Genomic DNA, 21,142 nt, shown 5'->3' on the forward strand with positions numbered 1-21,142 from the left:
CTGTGGATGACAAAATTACCATTGAACCTATGACACGATCGGATGCAGAGGGTGCGTATCGGGTATTCGAGACAACGATCCCGGCAGCATTCGAACAGGAGGGAATAGGCTCGCTACTGGTTGATATTCAGGATGAAATAGCCCATAAAAAAGCGATGATTCACATGGCATTGCAAGCAAAGAACAACATAGAATCAAGTGTATTTTTCCTCGTCGCCAAAATGGGAGATGTTATTGTAGGCACAATCTCGTATGGACCGTGTGGTAAGGAGATTCGAGAATGTACAGAGGGCCGGCTGAACGGTATCGGAGAACTGGGTAGCCTGTATGTGTTGCCCGAGGTTCAAGGACAGGGGGTTGGTTCGGCGCTCATTCTCGCACTGATTACTGAACTGCAACGGCTGGGAATTCAGCAATTTTGTCTGGATAGCGGTTACCAGATCGCACAGAAGAAGTGGCAACGCAAATTCGGTGAACCCTATGTGGTGGCGAACAACTATTGGGGCGAAGGAACAGACCATATGGTGTGGTTGTGTGAAGTACAGGATTTTTATAGTAAAATGAAATGAACAAAAGAGATGACGACCTGTATTGTATAGGGGTCATCTCTTTATCTTTTTGCATCGATCGTGAACGATTGTTCGTACAGTGTATCATGTGTGTTTTTATGTACCCGAGGAAAAAAGGAGTGAACATATGTCAATACAGTGGAATATACCCGAGCAAAGGCTTTCCCCTCATGCGGTAAACTTGTGGAGAATTAGCGCCATCATATGGAATGTAATAGGTTTCCTGATCCTTGCCATACTGTTAATACTCGACTCAATCTATGGATGGAAAACGTGGATTGGTTGGATTTTGTGGGGGGTTACGGCCATATCTGTGCTCTATGCGGTGTGGGATATTTTCATCCAGCCTGCATGGTTATACAAGCATTGGTACTATGATGTGAATGAGGAGTTCCTGCAACTGAAGCGTGGGGCGCTAACCAAGGTACATCAGATCATCCCCATGGCGAAAGTGCAATCGGTTACCACAAATCAGGGACCTTTAATGCGAAAATATGGACTCTATTCCGTATCGGTTGGCACGATGGGTTCATCGCATGAAATCCCGGCATTGCCAGAGGAAGTCGCGCTTGCTCTCCGTCATCAGATTGCATCCTATGCACGGATTAATGAGGTGGATGAATGATTGATATGAAGCGACATCATCCATTAACCATGCTGTGGAGCTTGTGGAAACGGGTAAAGAATTGGTTCGCCATCGTCCTTTTTTTGTTTGTTTTCCGTCAGGGCTCGGAGTCCCAATGGATATTCTATGGAAGAATCGCTTTTTATGTGGGTGTCTCCATTAGCATCCTGTCCATTATCCTGAAGTGGTTTACCTCGCGTTATGCAGCTGACGATACAGCCTTTCATATCTATAGTGGTGTGTTTAACCGTACCCGAAGAACGATACCTTATACGAAGGTCCAGAATGTGAATCGTCATACAACGCTGTTTCATCGGTTGTTCAGCGTGACGTCGATCCGATTCGAGACAGGGATTAAGGGAGAAGATGCTACCTTTCAGATACACGTTGTTTCACTTTCCGAAGCGGAACAGCTGGAGAAAATTGTAGCAGGTCATATGGCTGAAGAAGCAGAAACAGCAGGAGCAACAGAGGAACATGATACGTTGGATGCGGTTCAGGCTATGGAAGAGGGAGAGGCGCAATCTGAACCTTTTATAACTGATGAAGTCATGTCTCTGTCTGCAAAAGAAAAACAGGAACGGGTTGTTCATTATCATTCCACCCGCAAGGACATATTCAAAGCATCCTTTACCTCGCTTAGTTTTCTCGTACTGATTCCGGTCCTGGCCACGCTGTATTCCTGGGTGAAGGACTTCTTCCCTGATGAAGAAGTAACGGAAAGTTTGTTATTAACCTGGCTTGATTCCTGGTGGATTGCCGGTTTGTTGATTTTAGTTTTATTGATCATATCTATTGCTCTGGGCATAGTCAGAACCTTCGTAAAGTATGGCAATTTCCAGATCACCTCGGATGCCAAGCGGATCTATATCTCGAAGGGCATGATGGAGCAAACGTCATTTTCAATCCTGAAAGAGCGAGTCCAGGCTGTGAAAATCACACAGTCGCCAATGAAAAGGTTGCTTGGACTAGCGGAAGTAGAACTGACCACCGCAGGTAGTCTGGGGGAATCCGAGCAGGAGGTAAACTCGCTCTATCCCTTCTTGCCGGTGAAGCAAGCTTATACCCTGATTGAGGAGATCCTGCCATCCTATCGGGTTACGCAGGAGATGGAAAAACTTCCACGAATATCACTATGGCTGCGCCTGCTCAAACCAAGTTGGGGATGGATCATGATCACGGGTTTATTGTGGTATTTCAAACCATTGGTGTTTGGGCAGAAACATGCTTGGTGGATGATTTCCGCGCTTCTGCTTGTGTGGATTGCAACATGCAGAGTGATGGATTTTTTCCATACTCGATACATTCTGCATCAGAATTTCATTCAACTTCGAACCGGTGCGCTCACTTCAACCCTCTTCATCTCCAAACGTGAGAAAGTCATCGAAGTGCAGATCACCCGTAATGTGTTACAGCGTTGGTTCGGTGTGGCTTCTGTTCATACGGTGAACCGTGCCAAACCAGTACTGCATCATCGGGCACATGACATTTCCCTGGATACGGCGAAATCATTTCAATCATGGTACATGGGTCGTACCCAAGATGTTCAGACCCGTTAATTGCAAGAGCAAGTGCAGGAAGACCAAACAAGGTTATTCTGTGCTTGCTCTTTTTAATTGAAGACAGAGGAGGAAGAACATCTTGATGAAAGCTGTGTTCTTTGATGTGGACGGTACATTGCTGAGCGAAATAGATCGGAGTTTATCACCGCGTACAGCTGAGTCGATCCGGGAGTTGATTCGTAAAGGCGTTCAAGTTGTACTCGTTACAGGCAGGCCCTATAATTTATGCGAAGAATTCAGAAATCTCGGAATCGATACGATCATTTCGGCTAATGGAGCATTGATCAAAGCATGTGATGAAGTGATACATAAGTCTGTACTTTCAACCCAGATGGTAAGAGCATTCAGTGAGTTTGCCGAGTTGCATGGGCACAGTATTTCATATTTTACAGAGTCATTTGAGACGAACGGGTTGTGTACAGCAGATGGTCGTGTTACTGATGCCTTAAGAGATACGCTTGGACTCATGGATTCTCCGCAGAAAATCAGCACGTTGGAACAGGACGTATATTGCATCTGCTTATATGCAGATGAAGCGGAGACGGAGAAGTTCCAATCCAGATTTCCTTCTTTACGATTCGTAAGATTCCATCCGTATGTAGTGAATGTGCTGGAAGCGAGCGAAGTCAGCAAATCTATAGCTGCAGAGAATGTTCTCGACTACCTGAAGATATCCAGAGAGGATACAATGGCCTTTGGCGATGGGGAGAATGACGTGGATCTGCTAATGTATGCGGGAATCGGAATTGCGATGGGAAATGGCGGAGAACGGATTAAACAAAGCGCCGATTATGTCACCCTGCGGGCAAGTGAAGATGGGGTCACCCATGCATTGAAGCAATTTAAGATTTTATGAGAATGTACAGATGAAAAAGATGAAGGATATCCCAATTGTGGATTTTCATGTAGAATGATATAGCACGTATTAAACCCTAAAGCATAGGGTGTTGATCGAAGGGTGACTTATGAAAAAGGTTGTTATCGTAATCCTGTCTCTTGTCGTACTTGTTGGTGTATCCTCTTCCGCTTATGCTCATCCAGGCAGACTGGATAAGAACGGTGGACATAACTGTTCAGCCAAATCCAAACAAAAGGGTCTGTGCACGGGTTATCACTATCACAAAAAGAAAAAATGAGAATGAGCTTTACAAGATAAACCCGGCCATCATTCAATGTATGGTTGGGTTTGCATGTGTACCTTTGATTTAAAATGATGGAGGCGGTTACACCATGCAGATACAGGAGATATGGGGATGGAATCATGACGATTTAGTGGAGATGCTGGCCGAGAGCTCCAGTGAGGGGTTCAGACATATCGAGCGATTAATCCATGAATATGAGACAGGAATTAATACATTCGAGCAAGAAGATGAAGCGCTTTTTGAATGCAGAGTGCACGATAAGGTGGTTGGGATCTGCGGTTTGAACAGAGATCCTTATTCTGAGGTGACTGATACCGGAAGAATTCGCAGACTTTATGTGATGAGAGAATTTCGAAGACATGGGGTTGGGCGCAGGCTGATGGATGCGGTTATTCAAAAAGCGGAAAATCATTACGCTCGACTGGTTCTGTACACGGATCAACCGGTTGCTGGATCTTTTTATCGCGAATTGGGATTTAGAGAAGTGACGAGTATGGAGAAGATAACGCATGCACTGGAATTGGGGGAGAAGGAAGATGGATCATATTAAAGCGGTTATTTTTGATTTGGATAATACAATTCTGAACAGGACGATGACCTTTGGCGGCTTCACGCAGCGTTTAATCAAGACCTATTTTGGTCACCTTGAGTCAACCGAAGATATAAGTAAACGAATTATTGAACTCGACCAGGATGGTTATAAGGACAAACCACTTCTGTTCAACGAATTGTTGAATGAACTGCCTTGGGCAGAGCATCCGCCACATGCAGAACTGATGGAGTTCTATGGCAGAGAGTATGTGCGAAGTTCAGTTCTGATGGAACAGGCGCGAGAAGTCGTTCAGCATCTGCGGGGGAAATACCAAACCGGGTTAATCACCAATGGGCAGACCGATATTCAGTATGGAAAAATCGATCAACTCGGTATCCGGGAGGATTACGACCATATTATTGTTTCAGAAGAGGCAGGAGTCAAAAAGCCCGATCCACGCATATTTCAGCTTGCGCTTGATCATTTCGGTCTAAGCCCAGAGCAATGTATCTACATTGGCGATCATCCGGTGAACGATATTGAGGGAGCAGCAAGCGTAGGCATGAGCACCATCTGGATGAAGGTCAACCAGCCGTGGCAGGACAGCATTACGTCGGGTCCTTTACATACGATTGAACATCTAAGTGAGTTAAAGAAACTGCTTTAGAAGACGGTTATATAAGTAAAATTTAATATCACAGTCTGGAAAGCGAGGAACATACATATGGAGATTAGACAGATGGCTACAGCGTTTTTGAGCAATGGCTCAGACATGCTGATGATGAAGAAGGCGGGTAGCAGATTGTTTGATTTTGAATTCTGGGGGGGCATTGGCGGACATCTGGAACAAGGGGAACTGAACACACCCATGACTGCCAGCTATCGGGAGATTGAAGAAGAGACAGGGTTCACGCAAGAGGATGTCGAACACTTTCGGCTTCGATATATTCTGTTGGAGGTTAACGGTGGTGAGATTTGGCAGCAGTTTATATATTTCGGAGAGACCACGCATCGACATTTTGTGGCCTCGGATGAAGGCGAGTTATTCTGGATACCGCTGGATGAGGTACTGGACTTGCATTCGTCTATTCTAATCAAAGCAACGCTCAGGCACTATTTACAACATCCGGGAGCAGAGGACATCTGGATTGGCAACGTTCAGAGCGGAACAGACCTAAAGGGCACTCCACAGGTAATATGGAACAAAATGCAGGAAACAAAATCATTTGAGCCAAAGGGGGTTATCCATAATGATGAAATATAGAACTGAGAGAAAAAAATGGAGAAGGATAAATTACCTGTTGATCACTGTACTGATTGCTATAATTCTTCCGAGTAGTCATGTAGAGGCAGCCAGCACGATTACAGTGAAAACGAAGGTCCAATATTACAAAGGACAGCCATACATACATCTAACAGGTGGAAAGAAATCTGTGACGGATAAGCTGAACAAGACATTTAAACTTCACGCAGTGAAAGCAGCTCGCCTGGACAAAGAAGAAAAGAAATCAAACAAAAATTATTTCTACATTACCATGGCCAGTGTAAAATACAATGCAAAAGAAAAGTTATCTATGGTATATGAAGATCATGTGTACACTGGCGGAGCACATGGAATGGATGCGACAAAATCATATAACTATGATTTAAGAACGGGGAAAGAACTGAAGCTAAGCGAGTATGTTAAAGATGATAATCAGATGGAGAAGGTAGAGAAATCAATCTCCAACAGTCTATTAGCCATGTATAATGCAGGAGTTTCAATTTTTGAAGAAAATATTTATGATTTTCAGCTTGATCAAACTTCTCAATTCTTTTTATATGATGAAGGCATCGTCATCCGATTCCATCCTTATGAGGTTGCACCCTACGCTAAAGGATTTGTAGATATCAAAGTCCCGTTCAGTAAATTCACCCAATAGATTTTTTGCAATAAAAGGCATGATTCAGTTCAATGAGATCATGCCTTTTTCTATCCGTCCAACGCAGACTTCCTATGGTGTGTGGAAAAGGGTTACCTTGCATTCAGAATGGACATCTGATTTCTGGTATCACACCTTAACGCTCAACATATTCGCTATTCAGGCTGACCGTAGCGGAGTGTAAATGCTATGGCAGCCTGAACGAGCGAATCAGTTTAATTTTGCATAGGGCAGTGGTGGTAGTTATGGGTTGTTGGAAGAAACTGATTTCATCAGACTACGCAGTAATAATTCGATTTTTCGTTTTTCTGTTCCGATGTTCTATAGCCTCCTCATAATCCCCGATCAGTGTATCAAAAATATGCTCCCACGACCGCTGCTCAGCCAGCTTTCTGCCTTCCAGTCCCATTATCCTCAATTGGTTCCCGTGATTTCCCCAGAGACATATCTCCCGAATCAGTGCATCAGCCTGACCAGGCTCGAATAACACACCGTTGCGGTTGTGGGATATCAGATCCTTTACACCTCCGGCATTGGCCGCCACCACAGGAAGTCCTGAAGCCATCGCTTCCAGTACCACATTGCCAAATGTCTCCGTAGAGGAAGGAAACACAAACAGATCTGCCGAAGCATACATAACAGCAAGTTCTTCGCCATGCATATAGCCTGTAAAGGTGACATTGGGTGGGGATTGCAGACGCATTCTCGGGAGAGATGGGCCGTCGCCAACGATAATCCAGTGAACACGGGACTGCATTTCCTGGGGCAGCTGCTGCATGGTAGTCGTGAGTGTAGCGATATCTTTTTCCGGGGCAATGCGTCCAACGTAGAGTAAAATAAGGGGAGCGGTGATGTGGTATCGTTCACGGATATCCGAGCTGCGTTTATCAGGTGAATACAGGTTGCAATCAATCCCGCGAGACCAAAGTTTCAAACGCTGAATGCCTTGGGCTTGAAGGGTGCTTAACGTTTCCTGCGATGGAGTTAGGGTTGCTTCACAGGCACGGTGGAACCACTGGATATACTTCCAGTAGAGAGGAATCATACTTTTCAACCGGTAGTATTCGAGATAACGATCGAAGTGGGTATGGTAGGAGACAACATGCGGAAGATGGTGTTTGAGCGCATACCTCAGACCAAGCAATCCCATATTAAAAGGTGTGGCGATATGCAACAGATCGGGTTGAAAGGTTTGTAGCTGCTTGTGCGTGTCTGTTCTGTTGGGTAGAGCAATGCGGCATTCGGGATACAGAAAAAAAGGGATGTTGGCAACCGATCTGACTTGAGTCTCATGGCTTCCTTCAATGATGGAGTTCGGAGTAAACAGCAAATGTTCAATTCTTCTGCGGTTCAGATGGTTACTCAAGCGGTGGAGCGTGCCAGCAACACCATTGGTTTCCGGAAGATAGGTGTCTGTGAACAAGGCCAGGCGCATCATTACCCCTCCCAAGACTCGTGATGACAAGATCATAACAGCGGAACATTTTCCACAGGTCAAGTGCACGTTAACTTGACGATATTCCCTGTAAATTTGTTAAAAGGATAAACTATACAAACTTCCATAAGTTCAACTTGTATAGCTTATTCTGCTATGATGTAATAACGTGTCGGCGCAGTTGAACTTGAAATTTACACGAAACGGAGAGGGCAGAAACAAACTGAAGAAGCGGAGCGTTCGCCTTTATCACCGGATTTTCCCCTTTAATAAAGGGATTGAAAAAATCTGGGGATAACAGCGATCGGAAGTTTATTCTGACCGCGTAGTGGTCCAGTGTAAAAACATTCGTTCAAACTATTCAGACAGAGAGATACAGGAGGCAGAGAAAGATGAACAAGTTACAAGAAGAATTGCAGGAGTTGTTACCACTCGATCAGCTTGAAGAAATGTCAGGTGAAGAAGTGGTGGGGAGTGTTGCCATGGACCTTTATCGGGCTGAATTTGCGACGATTCGAGAAAGTGGGCAGGAACTTCCGCAAGTATTGCGAGATATCATTCTGATCATCGATCTGGATACCGAGCTGTCCATGAACGGGGTGACTGGTTTCCTTGAGAATGCCAGCGGACAGTATCTCGGTGAGACAATAGCAGCGATGGAGCGGATCGGCAATGATGCAGATGCCGTGATCCTGAAGAAAATAGAACAGATGTTGTCCGAGAGCGGCGTAACGCACGGGCAATTACGAGATAATGTGAATGGCCTGTCCGAAGATGACATCACGACAAGCCTGCAAATACACGGGGAACAGATTCATGAGGTATTACAGCAGATTGAACTGGAAGCCGCGAATTTAAGCATGCAATCGGATAACGAAGAAAGCTTTGACCTGCTGTATCAATATGTGGATGAAAATAAAGATCGTCTAAAACAGGAGATGCAGCACGTTTTGTCTAATTGAGTGGGAAGAGATCTTGTATAAAGAAATCCTTCACAACATTATTTGAGGAGGCAAAATGACAAGCATGAATAAACGATTAGCGATGGAATCCTTTTTGGTTACCTTGTTATTCATCATCGGTTTTGTAGCTTGGAATATCGTTCAAGGCATGGTCATGACCATGAATTATGTACCTGATCTGATGAACACCACTTCTTCGGGTACCCCATTGCAATCCAAGATTGCTTTTGGATCCATTGTTCAGTGGGATACAACATCCATAATCATGGCTGTTGCCGGATTCGTTTTGCTCACCGCAGTATATTACGGTCTTCGATTAAGAATGCAGCGCTGGACACAGCGTTCCTGAAGGTTTGTCCGCATGAGCTCCATGACTGTCCCAAGTACTTAAGCTGTCTTTGCATGGGGAGAACTTCGAAGCCTTATTACTCCGAAAATCAAAAACCGTCCTTCATCAGAACTGTCTGATAGAGGACGGTTTTTATTTGTTACACAAACTATAGATTAGATATGTTTGGATATAACTTCTTCCAATCCTTGAGCGACAGAATGTGCACCCCGCTCCAGATGTCTTTCATACAGATGCAGGCGGACGAAACTTTCATCCGTGCCCATCGCTTCCGAGAACATTCCACTGAGTCCACGAGCGCGGCGATCGATCTGTAATAACAGCTCCAGCGAATCGCCCATGGGATAGAACATGACTTCCAACTCATCCAGATGCCCACGGAATTTGTTTGTTGGTACAAATTCAAATTCCTGTACAAATGGCAGATTTCCGCCCAACTTTGGTGCATAGTCATTGGTGACTTCACGTAGTTTGAAACCAAGGATATCAATTGCATCGAGCACGGTGTTCATGTCTTTGCTAGGAACAACATGCAGTCTGTCCCGGTCTGAGGGGTCTACAGCACTTGAAATATCGAGGCCCGTTTCTACCCATACCTCTGCACGATGCAGTGTAATAGGCAGATTTTCTGGCAGGTCAAATGAGAAGTCTTTCTCCAATTTGGCTCCAGGCTGTAATGTGAAACCTTCGGTGAGCAGATATTTGGCTATAACGGCTGTCTCTTTTACTTTGCGATCATCGCGCTCCCGTATGTAATGGGTTTTAATTGAAAGATAGATTCGATCTACATTCTGTTCCACATCTCCACCTTCAATGTACACAACCCCCGAGATGATTCCTCCAGGTGTGACCTCAGGTGTATGCAATTCTGTATTCACTTTGGCTGCTCCAACACCTACACTGGCTAACATTTTCTTAAAAAATGACATGCGCTCAACCTCCAGATCAGATGGTTTATTATATGGGATACATACGGCTTCGACCTTAATACGGAAGCTGGAAGAGAAGCGTTTCATATTTTAATAAAGATATATCACATATCCAAACAGGAGAATCGACTTACCTATGTCGAATGTTAGAATAAAGGGATTTTTTGTCAGGAGATGAAGCCGATTGAACACAGAATTTTCAGAACAGAAATATGGTGAAACGGGTGTCAAAACCAGCTTCGAGCAGATGGAGAATGGGGAACAAAAATATAAAATGATAGCAGAAGATGGCAGTTATTATTGTAGAACCGTTGCTTCTTCCCAGGGAGCATGGCAAAACAGTCATGTACATATCAATCTAACGGAGTTTTATGTGGTGCAAACCGGCTGGATTGCGTATGCCAGTTATGGAGACGATCAGATGTTTTCGATTCGAGTGATGCGTGCAGGAGAGCACATTATTGTCCAACCTGGAATCCACCATAATATATACATGTCTGCACATAGCGCGATACATACAATCAAGCATGGATTGAATGCCTCCAGTGATTGGACGGCATCCCCTGAGTTGGATAGGTTAACTCAATCTTTAACTGAGAAGGAACTACTCCAGAAGTAAGATTAACCAGACGGGAGGATCAGATAGATGCGTAAACATACAATATTTTGGATTACGGGAATAACGATAATCCTCTTGGTGACTCTGCTCATATACAGCTATGTTATTCCAAGTGTGAGTGCTCAGGATGTTGTGATGGCAGGCACAATCAGGCAGATTGATACGGATGTAGTCGAGGTAGAGTTAGAGATAACGCGAAAAAGAGAAGACAAGGATCAACATATGGTGTATCCCGTTGTTCCTGGATGGGAAGGGGTCACATTCACTGAAGAACAAGATGATGCGTGGTACATGCCTTCGTCTGTTGGCAGCTCCTATCTTGATCAAGTCATTCTGGAAAAGTATCTGAAGGCGCAGGGGAAAACCATGAAATCAGCTGATAATCTGATAGGATTTGCGATACCTGATGAGATAGGGAGTTACAAGTTGCGGTTAACGCTCAGATCTTCGGATGGAACGACTCAACCGCTTGAGAATCCCATGGTGTATTATGTTCACAACGAGCATTTGTTAGGAAAGGATCTGAGTTGGGTTACGGGTGAGAATCTGGAGATCAATAAGGAGTAATCAGAATGATGAATGTATATGAATCGAATGAAATCACCGTACGTTTCTTGGAAACAGAAGATGAACACCATCTGGTGGAGTGGCTGTCAGACCCGGAAGTTCTTCAATACTATGAAGGGCGTGATCGGCCGCATGACCTGGAGCATGTGAGAGAACATTTTTACAATCAGGATGATGCTGCTACTCGTTGTATCGTTGAGCACGAAGGGAATCCGATTGGATACATTCAGTTCTATGAGCTTGAGGAAGAAGAGCGAACGGAGTATGGTTATGGAGATACGGATGAGATCATCTATGGAACGGATCAGTTTATTGGTGAGGTAGACTACTGGAATAAAGGCATTGGTACACAGTTGATGCAATCCATGCTGGCTTATCTGATTAATGAACAACAAGCCCGTAAAGTGGTTATGGACCCTCAATCCTGGAACTTGCGAGCGATATCCTGTTATGAGAAATGTGGTTTCCAAAAGATTAAGCTATTGGAGAAACATGAGCAGCATGAAGGACAGATGCGAAACTGTTGGCTTATGGAATATGCTCCTTAGATAATACTGAAAGTTATTTTGAATCATATAAACAAGGAGGAATGGTGGATGGATGAAAGATTTCCGATAGGACCATTTGTACACACGGGTGAAGTTACTTTGGCACAACGGGAGAAGTGGATTCAGGACATTGCTGAGTTGCCTGAACACGCACGAGAAGCGGTAAAGGGACTAAGTGAAGAGCAATTAAGTCTGCCGTATCGAGAAGGTGGATGGATGCTCAAACAGGTCATTCACCACATGGCAGACAGCCATATGAATAGTATGATTCGTTTCAAGTTGGCACTGACAGAGGATACACCAACGATTCGGCCTTATTATGAAGAGCGCTGGGCTGAATTGAGTGATTCAAGAGACCTGGATGTTGAATTCTCGCTTCAGATTCTGGATGCGCTCCATCGTCGTTGGGTGTTTCTGTTAAACGCGCTGACAGATGCAGATTATGCCAAACAATTGTATCATCCCTCATCAGAAGAAACGACAAGACTGGATTATAATCTGGGCATGTATGCTTGGCATGGCAAACACCATGTTGCTCACATCACATCGCTTCGGGATAGACTGGGAATATAGCAAGGAGAAATATCTTTTTAAGGAGGATTTATCATTGACTGTACATATCAGACTATTAAATGAGAGTGATCCTGTAATCATATCAAAGGCATTCCAGGAGCAGGGGTGGGGGAGATCCCCTGAGCAGTATCTTCATTACTTGGCTGAACAACAGAATGGGGAACGCGTAACCTTGGTAGCCGAGTTGAATGGAGAATTTGCCGGATACGTGAATGTATTGTGGAATTCCAGCTACCCGTCTTTCAGGGAACAAGGCATTCCCGAAATTAACGATTTTAATGTACTAATGAAGTTCCAGCGCCAAGGTATTGGTTCACGGTTGATGGACCGAGCAGAGGAAGTTATTCTGGAACGAACGGATGTAGCAGGCATTGGTGTAGGTGTGTTTTCCGATTATGGCAAAGCGCAAGTTCTATATGCCCATCGCGGATATATACCGGACGGTCATGGTGTCCACAGACACGATCATTACATTCAGCCAGGTGAAGAAACAGTTATGGACGACGATGTTGTGCTTTATCTTACGAAGAAGTTAAAAGCCGCTCAATAAGTCTAATGTTTACTTAGTACTTGCAAAGAAATATGATAAAAAAAGCTGTCCTGCATGTTATACTCTATTGGAATTTGAGGAATGATAAGCAGGTTGTTGAGAGATTAGATGATCAGAGGAGTGATTGATCCATGTTTAGCAAAGTCGGCCAGGTTATGTTGTATGTCAATAATCAAGATGAATCACTGGCTTTTTGGACTGAAGTCGCTGGATTCCACATTGTGGATGAAGTAAACCTTGACGAGGGCATGAGATGGATTGAGATCGCGCCTACCCCAGACTCCCAGACGAGCATTATCCTCCATGACAAAGAGACTGTGGAGCGGATGTCGGCGGGTGTAAATCTGGGCACACCTTCGTTAATGTTCTTCACCGAAAATCTGGATCAATTATATGCCGACTTGGCTAGTAAACATGTAACGGTTGGAGAGATTGTCGAGATGCCAACGGGGCGTGTTTTCAACTTTGCGGATAATGAAGGGAATTACTTTGCAGTCTTGGAACGGGCGAATTAAATTACAACTCAATACCGCTACGATTATAAGCGATCGACATTCATGTCGATCGTTTTTTTTGTTGGGAATAAGCTTATGTTTTGGAGGAGAAAAGCACAAGAAAAATAGAGAACTGCTGGGTAAAAATGTTATAATAGAGTGTGACTGATTTAACGAAAGTGTTGAGAATGAACAGAGTCGGAAATGAAGGTTTGAATGGAGTATTGAAGGAGGACTGTGTTTGTGGAAAAGACGATTAAAAGTGTACAGGATCTATATGATATGCTCGATGCGGACTTCAGATCTGCCAAGCAATTTTGGGAGCCTTTCTATGAGGATCGGAATAGACCAATCCCCTTTTTTCTAAACAAACCGGATGAGAATCTCGTAGCGCATATGAACGAAGGTGTGCTGGCAGGCGGCAAGGCACTGGAACTGGGTTGTGGCCCGGGCAGAAATGCGTTGTATCTGACCCGCCAAGGATATCAGGTAGATGCTTATGATCTTTCCGAGACAGCGATAGCCTGGGCTAAGGAAAGGGCTGCAGAAGAGCAACTGGACGTGCATTTTGAATGTCGCTCCGTGTTCGAACTGGCCCCGGAGCAAGAATATGATCTTGTCTACGACTCGGGTTGTCTGCACCATCTGTTACCACATCAGCGTATTCCCTACATAGAGAGGGTCCACAATGCACTCCGGCCTGGAGGATACTTTGGAATGACTTGTTTTGCTCCTGGTTATGGCGATATTGGTGGGCCAGAGATCGTCATGAATGATTGGCAGGTGTATCAAGAGAAGTCGATGCGAGGCGGTCTTGCGTTCACGGAGGAGAAGCTTCGCTACATGTTGGAAGATGGCTTTGAATGTGTGGAGTTCCGTGCAATGAAGGCGATGGAGCAGCATGAACCGTGTTTTGGTGTACCTTTTCTGTGGGCCACGTTGTGGAGAAAGAAAAACTCGTAAGAGCAGGGGAATAACATGCATTGAAAATAGAGGAGGAGTGGTATCGGAATGGGAACAGAAACAGGAAGAAGACACTTTATCATTACAGGCACATCCAAAGGGATCGGTTTACAACTTGCAGAGTTATTATTGGCTAAGGGGGATTACGTTTACGGTATTTCACGCGGGGGTTCGGATCTGTTGGAATCAGGGGAGGAATGGAGCGAGCGTTACCGTCATGTTCAGTATGATCTTGCCGACCTGAATGGGATCAATGATTTGATTACACGTGTATTGAGCCAAATTCCGTCTCAGGAAGCCGATTTCATTGGACTTATTAATAACGCAGCGATGCTGGAGCCTCTAAGACCTATCGATCAGTGCAGTGCGGCAGAGATAAGTCAAAGTCTCAACATCAGTCTAGCAGCACCAATGATATTAAGTTCATCTTTTATTCAACAAACAAATCACCTGTCCGCCAGACGTAAAATTGTTAATCTCTCATCGGGTTCGGGAAGTTATCCCGCGCCTTCAATGGCAGTGTACTGTACATCCAAGGCAGGTATGAACATGTTCACCCAATGCGTATCTCTGGAGCAAACGGGCCAACAGAACCCTGTTGAGATTATTGCTTTTGATCCGGGGATGGTCGATACGGAATTACAGGCTGTTGCACGAGGCAAAAGTGCAGAGGAGTTCGCCCTTGCGGGTATGTTCAATCAAGTATATGAAGCAGGACAATTAAGATCGCCACGAGACGTAGCGATGCAGTTAATCGAGCGAATGGACGCACAGAGTGATGCAAGCCATGTTATACACACTGTTGAGAGCTAATTGATATACGTGTTTCGGCTTGTTTTCTTTACGAAGTATGGTTACCTTTTGATATAAGCCCAACTTCCCTGTACACTGGAATCAGCGATCGAAAGAACGATTTGTAATGGTAAAGGTGATCCTGCAACAACGGAGTCTAATTACCTTATTCAACCTTAGAAGATCAGAAACGTGGTGAAGTCTCTTGTTTAAAATTATGCTCATTGAAGACGACGAGTCGTTATTCAGTGAAATCAAGGAACGTTTGTCCCAATGGTCGTATGACGTGTATGGTGTGCAGGACTTTGGCAAGGTATTGCAGGAGTACAGCGTAATTCAGCCGCAACTGGTTATTATTGATATTCAGTTACCCCAATATGACGGGTTCCATTGGTGCCGGATCATTCGTTCGCACTCCAATGTGCCGATTATCTTTTTGTCCTCACGGGATCATCCTGCGGATATGGTCATGTCCATGCATTTGGGTGCAGACGATTTTATCCAGAAGCCTTTTCACTTCGATGTATTGATTGCCAAGATCCAAGCGACTTTGCGGAGGGTGTACAACTATAATACAGAGCATATTGAACTTCGAACCTGGCGCGGTGCTGCTATTGAATATGTGAAAAATACACTGACCTGCGGGGATGAATCTGTTCTGTTAACCAAAAATGAGATGTTCATCCTTAAAGTGCTGGTCGAGCACAAAAATCAGATTGTTACTCGTGAGGAACTCATCCGGAGCTTGTGGGATCATGAGCATTTTGTGAGTGACAATACGCTGACGGTTAACGTTAATCGCTTACGGAAGAAACTTGAACCCATCGGCTTGGAGCGTTACATTGAAACCAAAGTAGGTCAGGGGTACATGGCAACGGAAGAGGCAGAAGCATGATCGGAAAGTACATACGAGAAAGGGCTAGTTGGTTATGGCTACTGGTAAGCATGCAACTTATTATTTTATTGGTGGCCTACCTGGACTCGTCCATTCCATTCCAATCTGTGGGGTATATCGTAGGACTGAATGTGGTGGTATGTCTTGTTTTTATCTGGGCGAGATACCTGAAAGAGACCCGTTTCTATAAAAAATTGAGCATCTGGGATCATAGCTATGATCTAAGAGAACTCGATATCGCCGAAAGTCCATATGAGCAGATTGTACATGAGGCGGTCAGTTCCCAGACACAGCGCTATCGTAAGGAGTCGTCACATCATTTTATCGCTCTGGAACAGGAGAAGGACGAGATGTTGTCCTGGATTCATGAGGTGAAGACCCCACTGACTGCGTTGCAACTGATGATCGAGCGCTTGCCAGATGACAAGTTACAGAGCCAAATGACATATGAATGGTTACGAATTCATCAGTTGCTGGATCAGCAGCTTCATCATAAGCGGATTCCGTTTATGCATAATGATCTGTTCATCGAAGAGACGGAACTTGAACCGGTATTGAATAGCGAGATACGAGCGCTGAAATCGTGGTGCATTTCCAAAGGCATTGGCTTTGATGTGTCTTTAATGGTATCGTGTGTGCTCACAGACAGCAAATGGTTAGGTTTCATTCTCCGGCAATTGTTGAGCAATGCGGTGAAATATAGCGATTCATCGGACATCCTCATTGAAAGTCGGGAACAGGATGGACACATCATACTCATGATTCAGGATCACGGGCGAGGGGTTGAGACTCAAGATCTGCCGCGTATATTTGATAAAGGATTTACGTCCACCCGAGGCAGAATGGATGGGGCGGCTACCGGGATGGGACTATATTTGGTTCGTCAAGTGGTCCAGACGCTTCATATGAACATTCATGTAGAATCTTCTCTTGGCGAGGGCACAATCGTCACACTTACTTTTCCACGAAAAAACGACATGGTGCATCTTGCAGGCGTGTGACAACAATGTCACATGCTTTTTGGTTTTGTTCGGTGAATCACACGATAACACTGCACATTCCGCCTATGATATAGACATGAGCATTTTGCACAAGATCTAAGAGGAGTGAGTGGGATATGTGGATACTGGAAGCCAAAAAAATTCATAAAGTCTATGGCAATAAACTGAATAAACAGGAAGTGCTGAAGGGGATTGATCTTGGGGTAAGCAAGGGAGAGTTTGTAGGTATTATGGGGCCTTCGGGTTCAGGCAAAACGACACTCCTTAACGTACTTTCCTCCATCGATCGGGTGAGCCAGGGCACGATTGATATTGAGGGCAAGGAATTCACCGGAATGAAGGAGAAACAGCTGGCTGAGTTCCGCAAACATCATCTGGGCTTTATTTTTCAGGAATATAATCTGCTGGATACGCTGACGGTAAAGGAAAATGTATTATTGCCGCTCTCGATCACCAGCATTCCAAAGCAGGAGGCGCACTGGAAGTTTGAACAGATCGCCCGTGAACTGGGAATCTACGAATTGAAAGACAAGTATCCATCTGAGATTTCAGGGGGTCAGAAGCAGCGGACTTCGGCAGCAAGGGCATTTGTCCACGAGCCAAGTATCATTTTTGCGGATGAGCCGACAGGAGCGTTGGATTCCAAGTCCGCTTCGGATCTGCTCGGCAAGTTAAGTGATATGAACAGCGCACGAAAGGCGACTATTATTATGGTTACCCATGATCCGGTTGCCGCAAGTTATTGCAGCAGAGTGATCTTTATTCGAGACGGTCAGATCTACACCCAGTTGAATAAAGGAGACGAGTCACGGCAATCGTTCTTCAACGATATTATCAAAACCCAGGGCGTATTGGGTGGTGTGCAGCAATGAGCTTGAATTATATTATCTTCCGTAATCTCAGGAAAAATCTGAAGAATTATTATCTCTATGTTTTTGCGCTTGTGTTCAGTGTGGCCTTATATTTTTCCTTTGTGACGTTACAGTATGATCCTTCCATGGATGAGGTAGCTGCTTCAACGAAAGGTGCGGCGGCTATAGGCGCATCTTCGGTACTGTTAATCGTCATTGTCGGTATCTTTTTGCTCTATGCCAATACGATCTTTATCAAGCGGCGTAGCAAAGAAATTGGATTATTTCAATTGATCGGACTGACGAAAGGCAGAATTTTTGGTATTTTGAGTGCGGAGAACAGTATTCTCTATTTTGGCTCCATGGCCATCGGTGTGTTGATTGGGTTCCTTGCGTCCAAGCTGGTATTGATGATATTGTTCAAAATTCTCAGTGTGGACGCGATTACGAAACTGTACTTCTCTCCGATGGCACTGATGCAAACGGTGATTGTCTTTACGATAATGTATTTGCTTATCATGCTGATGAACTACATTTTTATCAAGAGACAGAGCATTCTCTCACTCTTTCGGGTGTCTGCCACTTCGGAGCAGCAGGTGCAGAAGATGTCTGTCGGACAGATGATTGTTGGCGTCTTGGGCATTGCTCTGATTGTGTATGGATACTTCATGTCTGCACGGCTGTTTAGCGGTGAGGCAATGGATATGCAGCAGTTGATGTATACAATGATCCTGATTCTCTTCTCGGTCATACTGGGCACATACTTGTTCTATAAGGGTTCGGTAAGTTTTATTTTTAATCTGATTCGCAAAAGCAAAAACGGCTACCTTACCATTCATGAGGTGTTGTCTTTATCTTCAATCATGTTCCGCATGAAATCTAATGCCTTGCTGCTCACGATTATTACAACCGTGTCGGCGCTTGCTATTGGCATGCTGTCACTCAGTTACATTTCGTATTATTCGGCAGAGGTGCAGGCGAAGGAAAGCTTGCCGGAGGATTTCTCTTTTGCTCAGGCGGATGTGAAAAATCGCTTTGTGACGGAGTTGGAACACAAACAGATTCCATATGAAGAGAAGCACAGACAGCCCATTTACATTGAAATTGATGCTCATAAAGTGATGGATGCGTCCATGACGGAACAGTACCTGTTCAGTAGTGTGCTGAGTGACAACATGGTAGATAACATTGATTTACAAGCGGGTGAAGTGGTCTTCATGGGATATGGGAATGCCATTCAGCAGTTAATTTTCATTAAGGAGAAAGGTCCAATCGTCTTGCAGGGGTTGAAACATAGGCTGGCACAACAACTGATCGGAACAACCAAACGTGGAGTCCTTCCCGCGTATTATTCTCGGGGCACGCCTGTGGCTGTAGTAGATGAAACGGTATACCAGCAACTGCGGCAGGATATCGATCCCGAGCTGCAAAAATCCGAGTGGGCTGACTACTATGGTGTACGTATTCTAAACGAGGGGCAGGCTGAAGAGGCATATACCGTATATAAGGAGCTGCAGTTGGAAGCACCGAGCTTCTCCCAGATTGAGTTCAGAAATAACCAACGTAACAATATGGGCTTGATTATGTTCATTGTTGGTTTCCTTGGTTTAACGTTCTTGATTACATCGGGATGTATCCTGTACTTTAAACAAATGAATGAGAGTGAAGAGGAGAAGGGTAATTATACCACTCTTCGTAAACTTGGATTTACACAAAGCAATCTGTTGCGCGGAATTCAGATCAAGCAGTTGTTTAACTTTGGTATTCCGCTTGTGGTGGGATTGAGTCATAGTTACTTTGCCGTGAAATCAGGTTGGTTTTTCTTTGGTACGGAGCTGGCGACACCTACGGTCATTGTCATGATAGTCTATACATTGTTATATTCGATTTTTGGTCTGTTGTCTGTGTGGTACTATAAACGGGTGATTAAGGAAGCTTTATAGAATTGGGTCGAAATGATGATAGAGTCCATGCTTCTGATTGATGTAAAACGGTGAAACGAGGGGAGTGGAGTAGCGTGCCTGGAATCTTATATGCCTCGAAGAAAGAATTAAGTGAGACGATTCGACGCACCTATGTATTGTTTGAGGGTGAATTCACTGACATCCATGACAGTGATAAAGATAAGTGGGTTGAAGGTGTAGATAAGACTCCTGCCCAGATGATCGCCTACCAGTTAGGATGGATGAACATGGTGAGGGACTGGGAGCGCAATGAACAGTTGGGACTTGAAAGTCATATGCCGGCACCAGGATATAAATGGAACCAATTAGGGTCGTTAAATGAATCATTTTACGAAAAATATTCAAGTTATACGCTGGAGGAGCTGCGCTCTTTGTTCCGGGAGACAGAACAACAATGGCAGAATTGGATTGACTCACTGAGTGAGGAGGAATTATTTGTGCAAGGGATGAGACAGTGGACGGGTACCAAACCCGGATGGGCTATGGTGAAGTGGATCCAGATTAATTCGGTAGCCCCTTTTAAATCTTTTCGTACCCGAATTCGTAAATGGAAAAAAGGTCAGTTAGCCAAAATGGATGAGAGGAGTGGAGATATCTAATGAACCTGGCAAATAAAATCACGTTGGCTAGAATCGCGTTGATTCCATTGTTTATGATCTGTTTTATCAATCAGCAAAGCGTGATGATTGCACTAATTATATTTGCGGTAGCGGCAGGTACGGATAAATTAGATGGATATGTGGCAAGAAAATATAATCAGATCACGAATCTGGGAAAGTTGCTTGATCCACTGGCGGATAAACTGTTGATTGCGGTAGCGCTGGTCATGATGGTTCAGGAGAATATGATCAGTTCATGGATTGCTGTAATCATTATAGGACGTGAAATTGTAATTACTGCATTGCGAATGGTAGCAACAGAGCAGGGCATTGCTCTTGCAGCGGATCGATATGGAAAAATCAAAATGGTGCTTCAGGTGGCAGCGATCATGGCCATTTTGTTGAACAATGTTCCGTTTAGTTTGCTGACTGAGGTGCGAGTTGATGTGATTTTATTGTGGCTGGCAGCAGGAGTTACGCTGTTATCGGGATTGAATTATATTCTAGTAAACTATAAGTTGCTACAGACAGGAAGATAGAAAGCGTCGATTGGATCATGGCTTCACAGTGCGAATGGTACCCTGCAATCAATTCAACGTGCAGGGTTTGTTTGTCGTTTGTTTCTGTTCAAAAATATGTGGGGCATAGTCATGGTTCCTTGTATACTTAGAGTATCTGAATGTACATATAATGAATCGG

The 21,142-nt window shown here is 44.4% G+C and carries 27 protein-coding genes; 25 read left to right on the plus strand and 2 right to left on the minus strand.

Features of this window, described 5'->3' with window-relative positions; all coding sequences use genetic code 11:
- The first annotated feature begins 2 nt into the window (after positions 1-2).
- The 9 genes from F0220_RS08335 to F0220_RS08375 all read left to right on the plus strand — a co-directional run bounded on the left by F0220_RS08335 (position 3) and on the right by F0220_RS08375 (position 6,352).
- A complete protein-coding gene (locus tag F0220_RS08335) occupies positions 3-569 on the plus strand; it encodes a GNAT family N-acetyltransferase (RefSeq protein WP_223199896.1) in 567 nt (188 codons plus the stop codon).
- Positions 570-696: 127 nt separating this feature from the next.
- Positions 697-1,194 carry a PH domain-containing protein gene (locus tag F0220_RS08340; protein ID WP_105597873.1) on the plus strand — a complete coding sequence of 166 codons (498 nt, stop codon included), beginning with the start codon at positions 697-699 and terminating at the stop codon, positions 1,192-1,194.
- Complete coding sequence (locus F0220_RS08345) at positions 1,191-2,753, plus strand: PH domain-containing protein (RefSeq protein ID WP_105597874.1); 1,563 nt, start codon at positions 1,191-1,193, stop codon at positions 2,751-2,753. Before F0220_RS08340 ends, F0220_RS08345 begins: the two co-directional genes overlap by 4 nt.
- 82 nt (positions 2,754-2,835) lie before the next feature.
- On the plus strand, positions 2,836-3,612 hold the full coding sequence (locus F0220_RS08350) for a Cof-type HAD-IIB family hydrolase (RefSeq protein WP_105597875.1): 777 nt from the start codon (positions 2,836-2,838) through the stop codon (positions 3,610-3,612).
- A gap of 109 nt (positions 3,613-3,721) precedes the next feature.
- Positions 3,722-3,892 carry a YHYH domain-containing protein gene (locus tag F0220_RS08355; RefSeq protein WP_094030640.1) on the plus strand — a complete coding sequence of 57 codons (171 nt, stop codon included), beginning with the start codon at positions 3,722-3,724 and terminating at the stop codon, positions 3,890-3,892.
- Positions 3,893-3,986: 94 nt separating this feature from the next.
- Entirely contained in the window at positions 3,987-4,448 is a 462-nt protein-coding gene (locus F0220_RS08360; RefSeq protein ID WP_105597876.1) for a GNAT family N-acetyltransferase, read from the plus strand.
- Positions 4,435-5,097: an HAD family hydrolase gene (locus F0220_RS08365; RefSeq protein WP_105597877.1), complete on the plus strand. Its 663-nt coding sequence runs from the start codon at positions 4,435-4,437 to the stop codon at positions 5,095-5,097. The genes F0220_RS08360 and F0220_RS08365 overlap by 14 nt, the downstream gene beginning before the upstream one ends.
- 72 nt (positions 5,098-5,169) lie before the next feature.
- Positions 5,170-5,694 (plus strand): NUDIX domain-containing protein, encoded by a 525-nt coding sequence (locus tag F0220_RS08370; RefSeq protein ID WP_105597878.1) that lies wholly within the window; start codon positions 5,170-5,172, stop codon positions 5,692-5,694.
- Positions 5,681-6,352 (plus strand): DUF3298 and DUF4163 domain-containing protein, encoded by a 672-nt coding sequence (locus tag F0220_RS08375; RefSeq protein ID WP_105597879.1) that lies wholly within the window; start codon positions 5,681-5,683, stop codon positions 6,350-6,352. The genes F0220_RS08370 and F0220_RS08375 overlap by 14 nt, the downstream gene beginning before the upstream one ends.
- 277 nt (positions 6,353-6,629) lie before the next feature.
- On the opposite strand, the gene F0220_RS08380 is transcribed toward F0220_RS08375, so the two are convergent.
- Positions 6,630-7,790 (minus strand): glycosyltransferase family 4 protein, encoded by a 1,161-nt coding sequence (locus tag F0220_RS08380; protein WP_223199897.1) that lies wholly within the window; start codon positions 7,788-7,790, stop codon positions 6,630-6,632.
- A 389-nt stretch (positions 7,791-8,179) separates the two neighbouring features.
- Here F0220_RS08380 and F0220_RS08385 point away from each other — a divergent pair, with 389 nt between their 5' ends.
- Positions 8,180-8,749: a DMP19 family protein gene (locus F0220_RS08385; RefSeq protein WP_105597881.1), complete on the plus strand. Its 570-nt coding sequence runs from the start codon at positions 8,180-8,182 to the stop codon at positions 8,747-8,749.
- A gap of 64 nt (positions 8,750-8,813) precedes the next feature.
- Complete coding sequence (locus F0220_RS08390; RefSeq protein ID WP_146117062.1) at positions 8,814-9,098, plus strand: hypothetical protein; 285 nt, start codon at positions 8,814-8,816, stop codon at positions 9,096-9,098.
- A gap of 155 nt (positions 9,099-9,253) precedes the next feature.
- On the opposite strand, the gene F0220_RS08395 is transcribed toward F0220_RS08390, so the two are convergent.
- The gene (locus F0220_RS08395; protein ID WP_091014960.1) at positions 9,254-10,027 is read right to left on the minus strand and encodes a sporulation protein; all 774 of its coding nucleotides are present in this window, start codon (positions 10,025-10,027) and stop codon (positions 9,254-9,256) included.
- Between the two features lie 184 nt (positions 10,028-10,211).
- On the opposite strand from F0220_RS08395, the gene F0220_RS08400 reads away from it, so the two are divergent.
- The 14 genes from F0220_RS08400 to pgsA all read left to right on the plus strand — a co-directional run bounded on the left by F0220_RS08400 (position 10,212) and on the right by pgsA (position 20,982).
- Entirely contained in the window at positions 10,212-10,646 is a 435-nt protein-coding gene (locus F0220_RS08400) for a hypothetical protein (RefSeq protein WP_105597883.1), read from the plus strand.
- Positions 10,647-10,673: 27 nt separating this feature from the next.
- The gene (locus F0220_RS08405) at positions 10,674-11,213 is read left to right on the plus strand and encodes a hypothetical protein (protein WP_105597884.1); all 540 of its coding nucleotides are present in this window, start codon (positions 10,674-10,676) and stop codon (positions 11,211-11,213) included.
- Between the two features lie 8 nt (positions 11,214-11,221).
- A complete protein-coding gene (locus F0220_RS08410; protein ID WP_105598442.1) occupies positions 11,222-11,761 on the plus strand; it encodes a GNAT family N-acetyltransferase in 540 nt (179 codons plus the stop codon).
- Positions 11,762-11,809: 48 nt separating this feature from the next.
- Positions 11,810-12,334 carry a YfiT family bacillithiol transferase gene (locus F0220_RS08415; protein ID WP_105597885.1) on the plus strand — a complete coding sequence of 175 codons (525 nt, stop codon included), beginning with the start codon at positions 11,810-11,812 and terminating at the stop codon, positions 12,332-12,334.
- A gap of 34 nt (positions 12,335-12,368) precedes the next feature.
- Positions 12,369-12,884: a GNAT family N-acetyltransferase gene (locus tag F0220_RS08420; RefSeq protein WP_105597886.1), complete on the plus strand. Its 516-nt coding sequence runs from the start codon at positions 12,369-12,371 to the stop codon at positions 12,882-12,884.
- Positions 12,885-13,015: 131 nt separating this feature from the next.
- Positions 13,016-13,399, plus strand: coding sequence for a VOC family protein (locus F0220_RS08425; RefSeq protein ID WP_091014950.1), 384 nt, complete (start codon positions 13,016-13,018; stop codon positions 13,397-13,399).
- A gap of 222 nt (positions 13,400-13,621) precedes the next feature.
- Positions 13,622-14,341, plus strand: a complete 720-nt coding sequence (locus F0220_RS08430; RefSeq protein WP_105597887.1) for a class I SAM-dependent methyltransferase — start codon at positions 13,622-13,624, stop codon at positions 14,339-14,341.
- 48 nt (positions 14,342-14,389) lie between these two features.
- Positions 14,390-15,154, plus strand: coding sequence for an SDR family NAD(P)-dependent oxidoreductase (locus F0220_RS08435; protein WP_091014947.1), 765 nt, complete (start codon positions 14,390-14,392; stop codon positions 15,152-15,154).
- A gap of 184 nt (positions 15,155-15,338) precedes the next feature.
- Positions 15,339-16,028 (plus strand): response regulator transcription factor, encoded by a 690-nt coding sequence (locus tag F0220_RS08440; RefSeq protein WP_105597888.1) that lies wholly within the window; start codon positions 15,339-15,341, stop codon positions 16,026-16,028.
- Positions 16,025-17,029 (plus strand): sensor histidine kinase, encoded by a 1,005-nt coding sequence (locus F0220_RS08445; RefSeq protein WP_105597889.1) that lies wholly within the window; start codon positions 16,025-16,027, stop codon positions 17,027-17,029. Before F0220_RS08440 ends, F0220_RS08445 begins: the two co-directional genes overlap by 4 nt.
- 116 nt (positions 17,030-17,145) lie before the next feature.
- Positions 17,146-17,901 (plus strand): ABC transporter ATP-binding protein, encoded by a 756-nt coding sequence (locus F0220_RS08450; protein WP_105597890.1) that lies wholly within the window; start codon positions 17,146-17,148, stop codon positions 17,899-17,901.
- Complete coding sequence (locus tag F0220_RS08455) at positions 17,898-19,823, plus strand: FtsX-like permease family protein (RefSeq protein ID WP_105597891.1); 1,926 nt, start codon at positions 17,898-17,900, stop codon at positions 19,821-19,823. Before F0220_RS08450 ends, F0220_RS08455 begins: the two co-directional genes overlap by 4 nt.
- A 74-nt stretch (positions 19,824-19,897) precedes the next feature.
- Positions 19,898-20,443 (plus strand): ClbS/DfsB family four-helix bundle protein, encoded by a 546-nt coding sequence (locus F0220_RS08460; protein WP_105597892.1) that lies wholly within the window; start codon positions 19,898-19,900, stop codon positions 20,441-20,443.
- Positions 20,443-20,982 (plus strand): CDP-diacylglycerol--glycerol-3-phosphate 3-phosphatidyltransferase, encoded by a 540-nt coding sequence (gene pgsA, locus F0220_RS08465; RefSeq protein WP_105597893.1) that lies wholly within the window; start codon positions 20,443-20,445, stop codon positions 20,980-20,982. Before F0220_RS08460 ends, pgsA begins: the two co-directional genes overlap by 1 nt.
- Positions 20,983-21,142: the final 160 nt, after the last annotated feature.

This window comes from Paenibacillus sp. 37 (genome assembly GCF_008386395.1).
GTDB classification, from domain to species: Bacteria; Bacillota; Bacilli; order Paenibacillales; family Paenibacillaceae; genus Paenibacillus; species Paenibacillus amylolyticus_B.

Bases quoted from the DNA above. Each gene is read 5' to 3' on its own strand.
- F0220_RS08340 (WP_105597873.1), top strand. From the start codon at position 697: ATGTCAATACAGTGGAATATACCCGAGCAAAGGCTTTCCCCTCATGCG.
- F0220_RS08405 (WP_105597884.1), top strand. From the start codon at position 10,674: ATGCGTAAACATACAATATTTTGGATTACGGGAATAACGATAATCCTC.
- F0220_RS08345 (WP_105597874.1), top strand. From the start codon at position 1,191: ATGATTGATATGAAGCGACATCATCCATTAACCATGCTGTGGAGCTTG.
- F0220_RS08385 (WP_105597881.1), top strand. From the start codon at position 8,180: ATGAACAAGTTACAAGAAGAATTGCAGGAGTTGTTACCACTCGATCAG.
- F0220_RS08450 (WP_105597890.1), top strand. From the start codon at position 17,146: ATGTGGATACTGGAAGCCAAAAAAATTCATAAAGTCTATGGCAATAAA.
- F0220_RS08415 (WP_105597885.1), top strand. From the start codon at position 11,810: ATGGATGAAAGATTTCCGATAGGACCATTTGTACACACGGGTGAAGTT.
- F0220_RS08355 (WP_094030640.1), top strand. From the start codon at position 3,722: ATGAAAAAGGTTGTTATCGTAATCCTGTCTCTTGTCGTACTTGTTGGT.
- F0220_RS08435 (WP_091014947.1), top strand. From the start codon at position 14,390: ATGGGAACAGAAACAGGAAGAAGACACTTTATCATTACAGGCACATCC.
- F0220_RS08425 (WP_091014950.1), top strand. From the start codon at position 13,016: ATGTTTAGCAAAGTCGGCCAGGTTATGTTGTATGTCAATAATCAAGAT.
- F0220_RS08455 (WP_105597891.1), top strand. From the start codon at position 17,898: ATGAGCTTGAATTATATTATCTTCCGTAATCTCAGGAAAAATCTGAAG.
- F0220_RS08360 (WP_105597876.1), top strand. From the start codon at position 3,987: ATGCAGATACAGGAGATATGGGGATGGAATCATGACGATTTAGTGGAG.
- pgsA (WP_105597893.1), top strand. From the start codon at position 20,443: ATGAACCTGGCAAATAAAATCACGTTGGCTAGAATCGCGTTGATTCCA.
- F0220_RS08365 (WP_105597877.1), top strand. From the start codon at position 4,435: ATGGATCATATTAAAGCGGTTATTTTTGATTTGGATAATACAATTCTG.
- F0220_RS08370 (WP_105597878.1), top strand. From the start codon at position 5,170: ATGGCTACAGCGTTTTTGAGCAATGGCTCAGACATGCTGATGATGAAG.
- F0220_RS08445 (WP_105597889.1), top strand. From the start codon at position 16,025: ATGATCGGAAAGTACATACGAGAAAGGGCTAGTTGGTTATGGCTACTG.
- F0220_RS08410 (WP_105598442.1), top strand. From the start codon at position 11,222: ATGAATGTATATGAATCGAATGAAATCACCGTACGTTTCTTGGAAACA.
- F0220_RS08375 (WP_105597879.1), top strand. From the start codon at position 5,681: ATGATGAAATATAGAACTGAGAGAAAAAAATGGAGAAGGATAAATTAC.
- F0220_RS08390 (WP_146117062.1), top strand. From the start codon at position 8,814: ATGAATAAACGATTAGCGATGGAATCCTTTTTGGTTACCTTGTTATTC.
- F0220_RS08395 (WP_091014960.1), bottom strand. From the start codon at position 10,027: ATGTCATTTTTTAAGAAAATGTTAGCCAGTGTAGGTGTTGGAGCAGCC.
- F0220_RS08380 (WP_223199897.1), bottom strand. From the start codon at position 7,790: ATGATGCGCCTGGCCTTGTTCACAGACACCTATCTTCCGGAAACCAAT.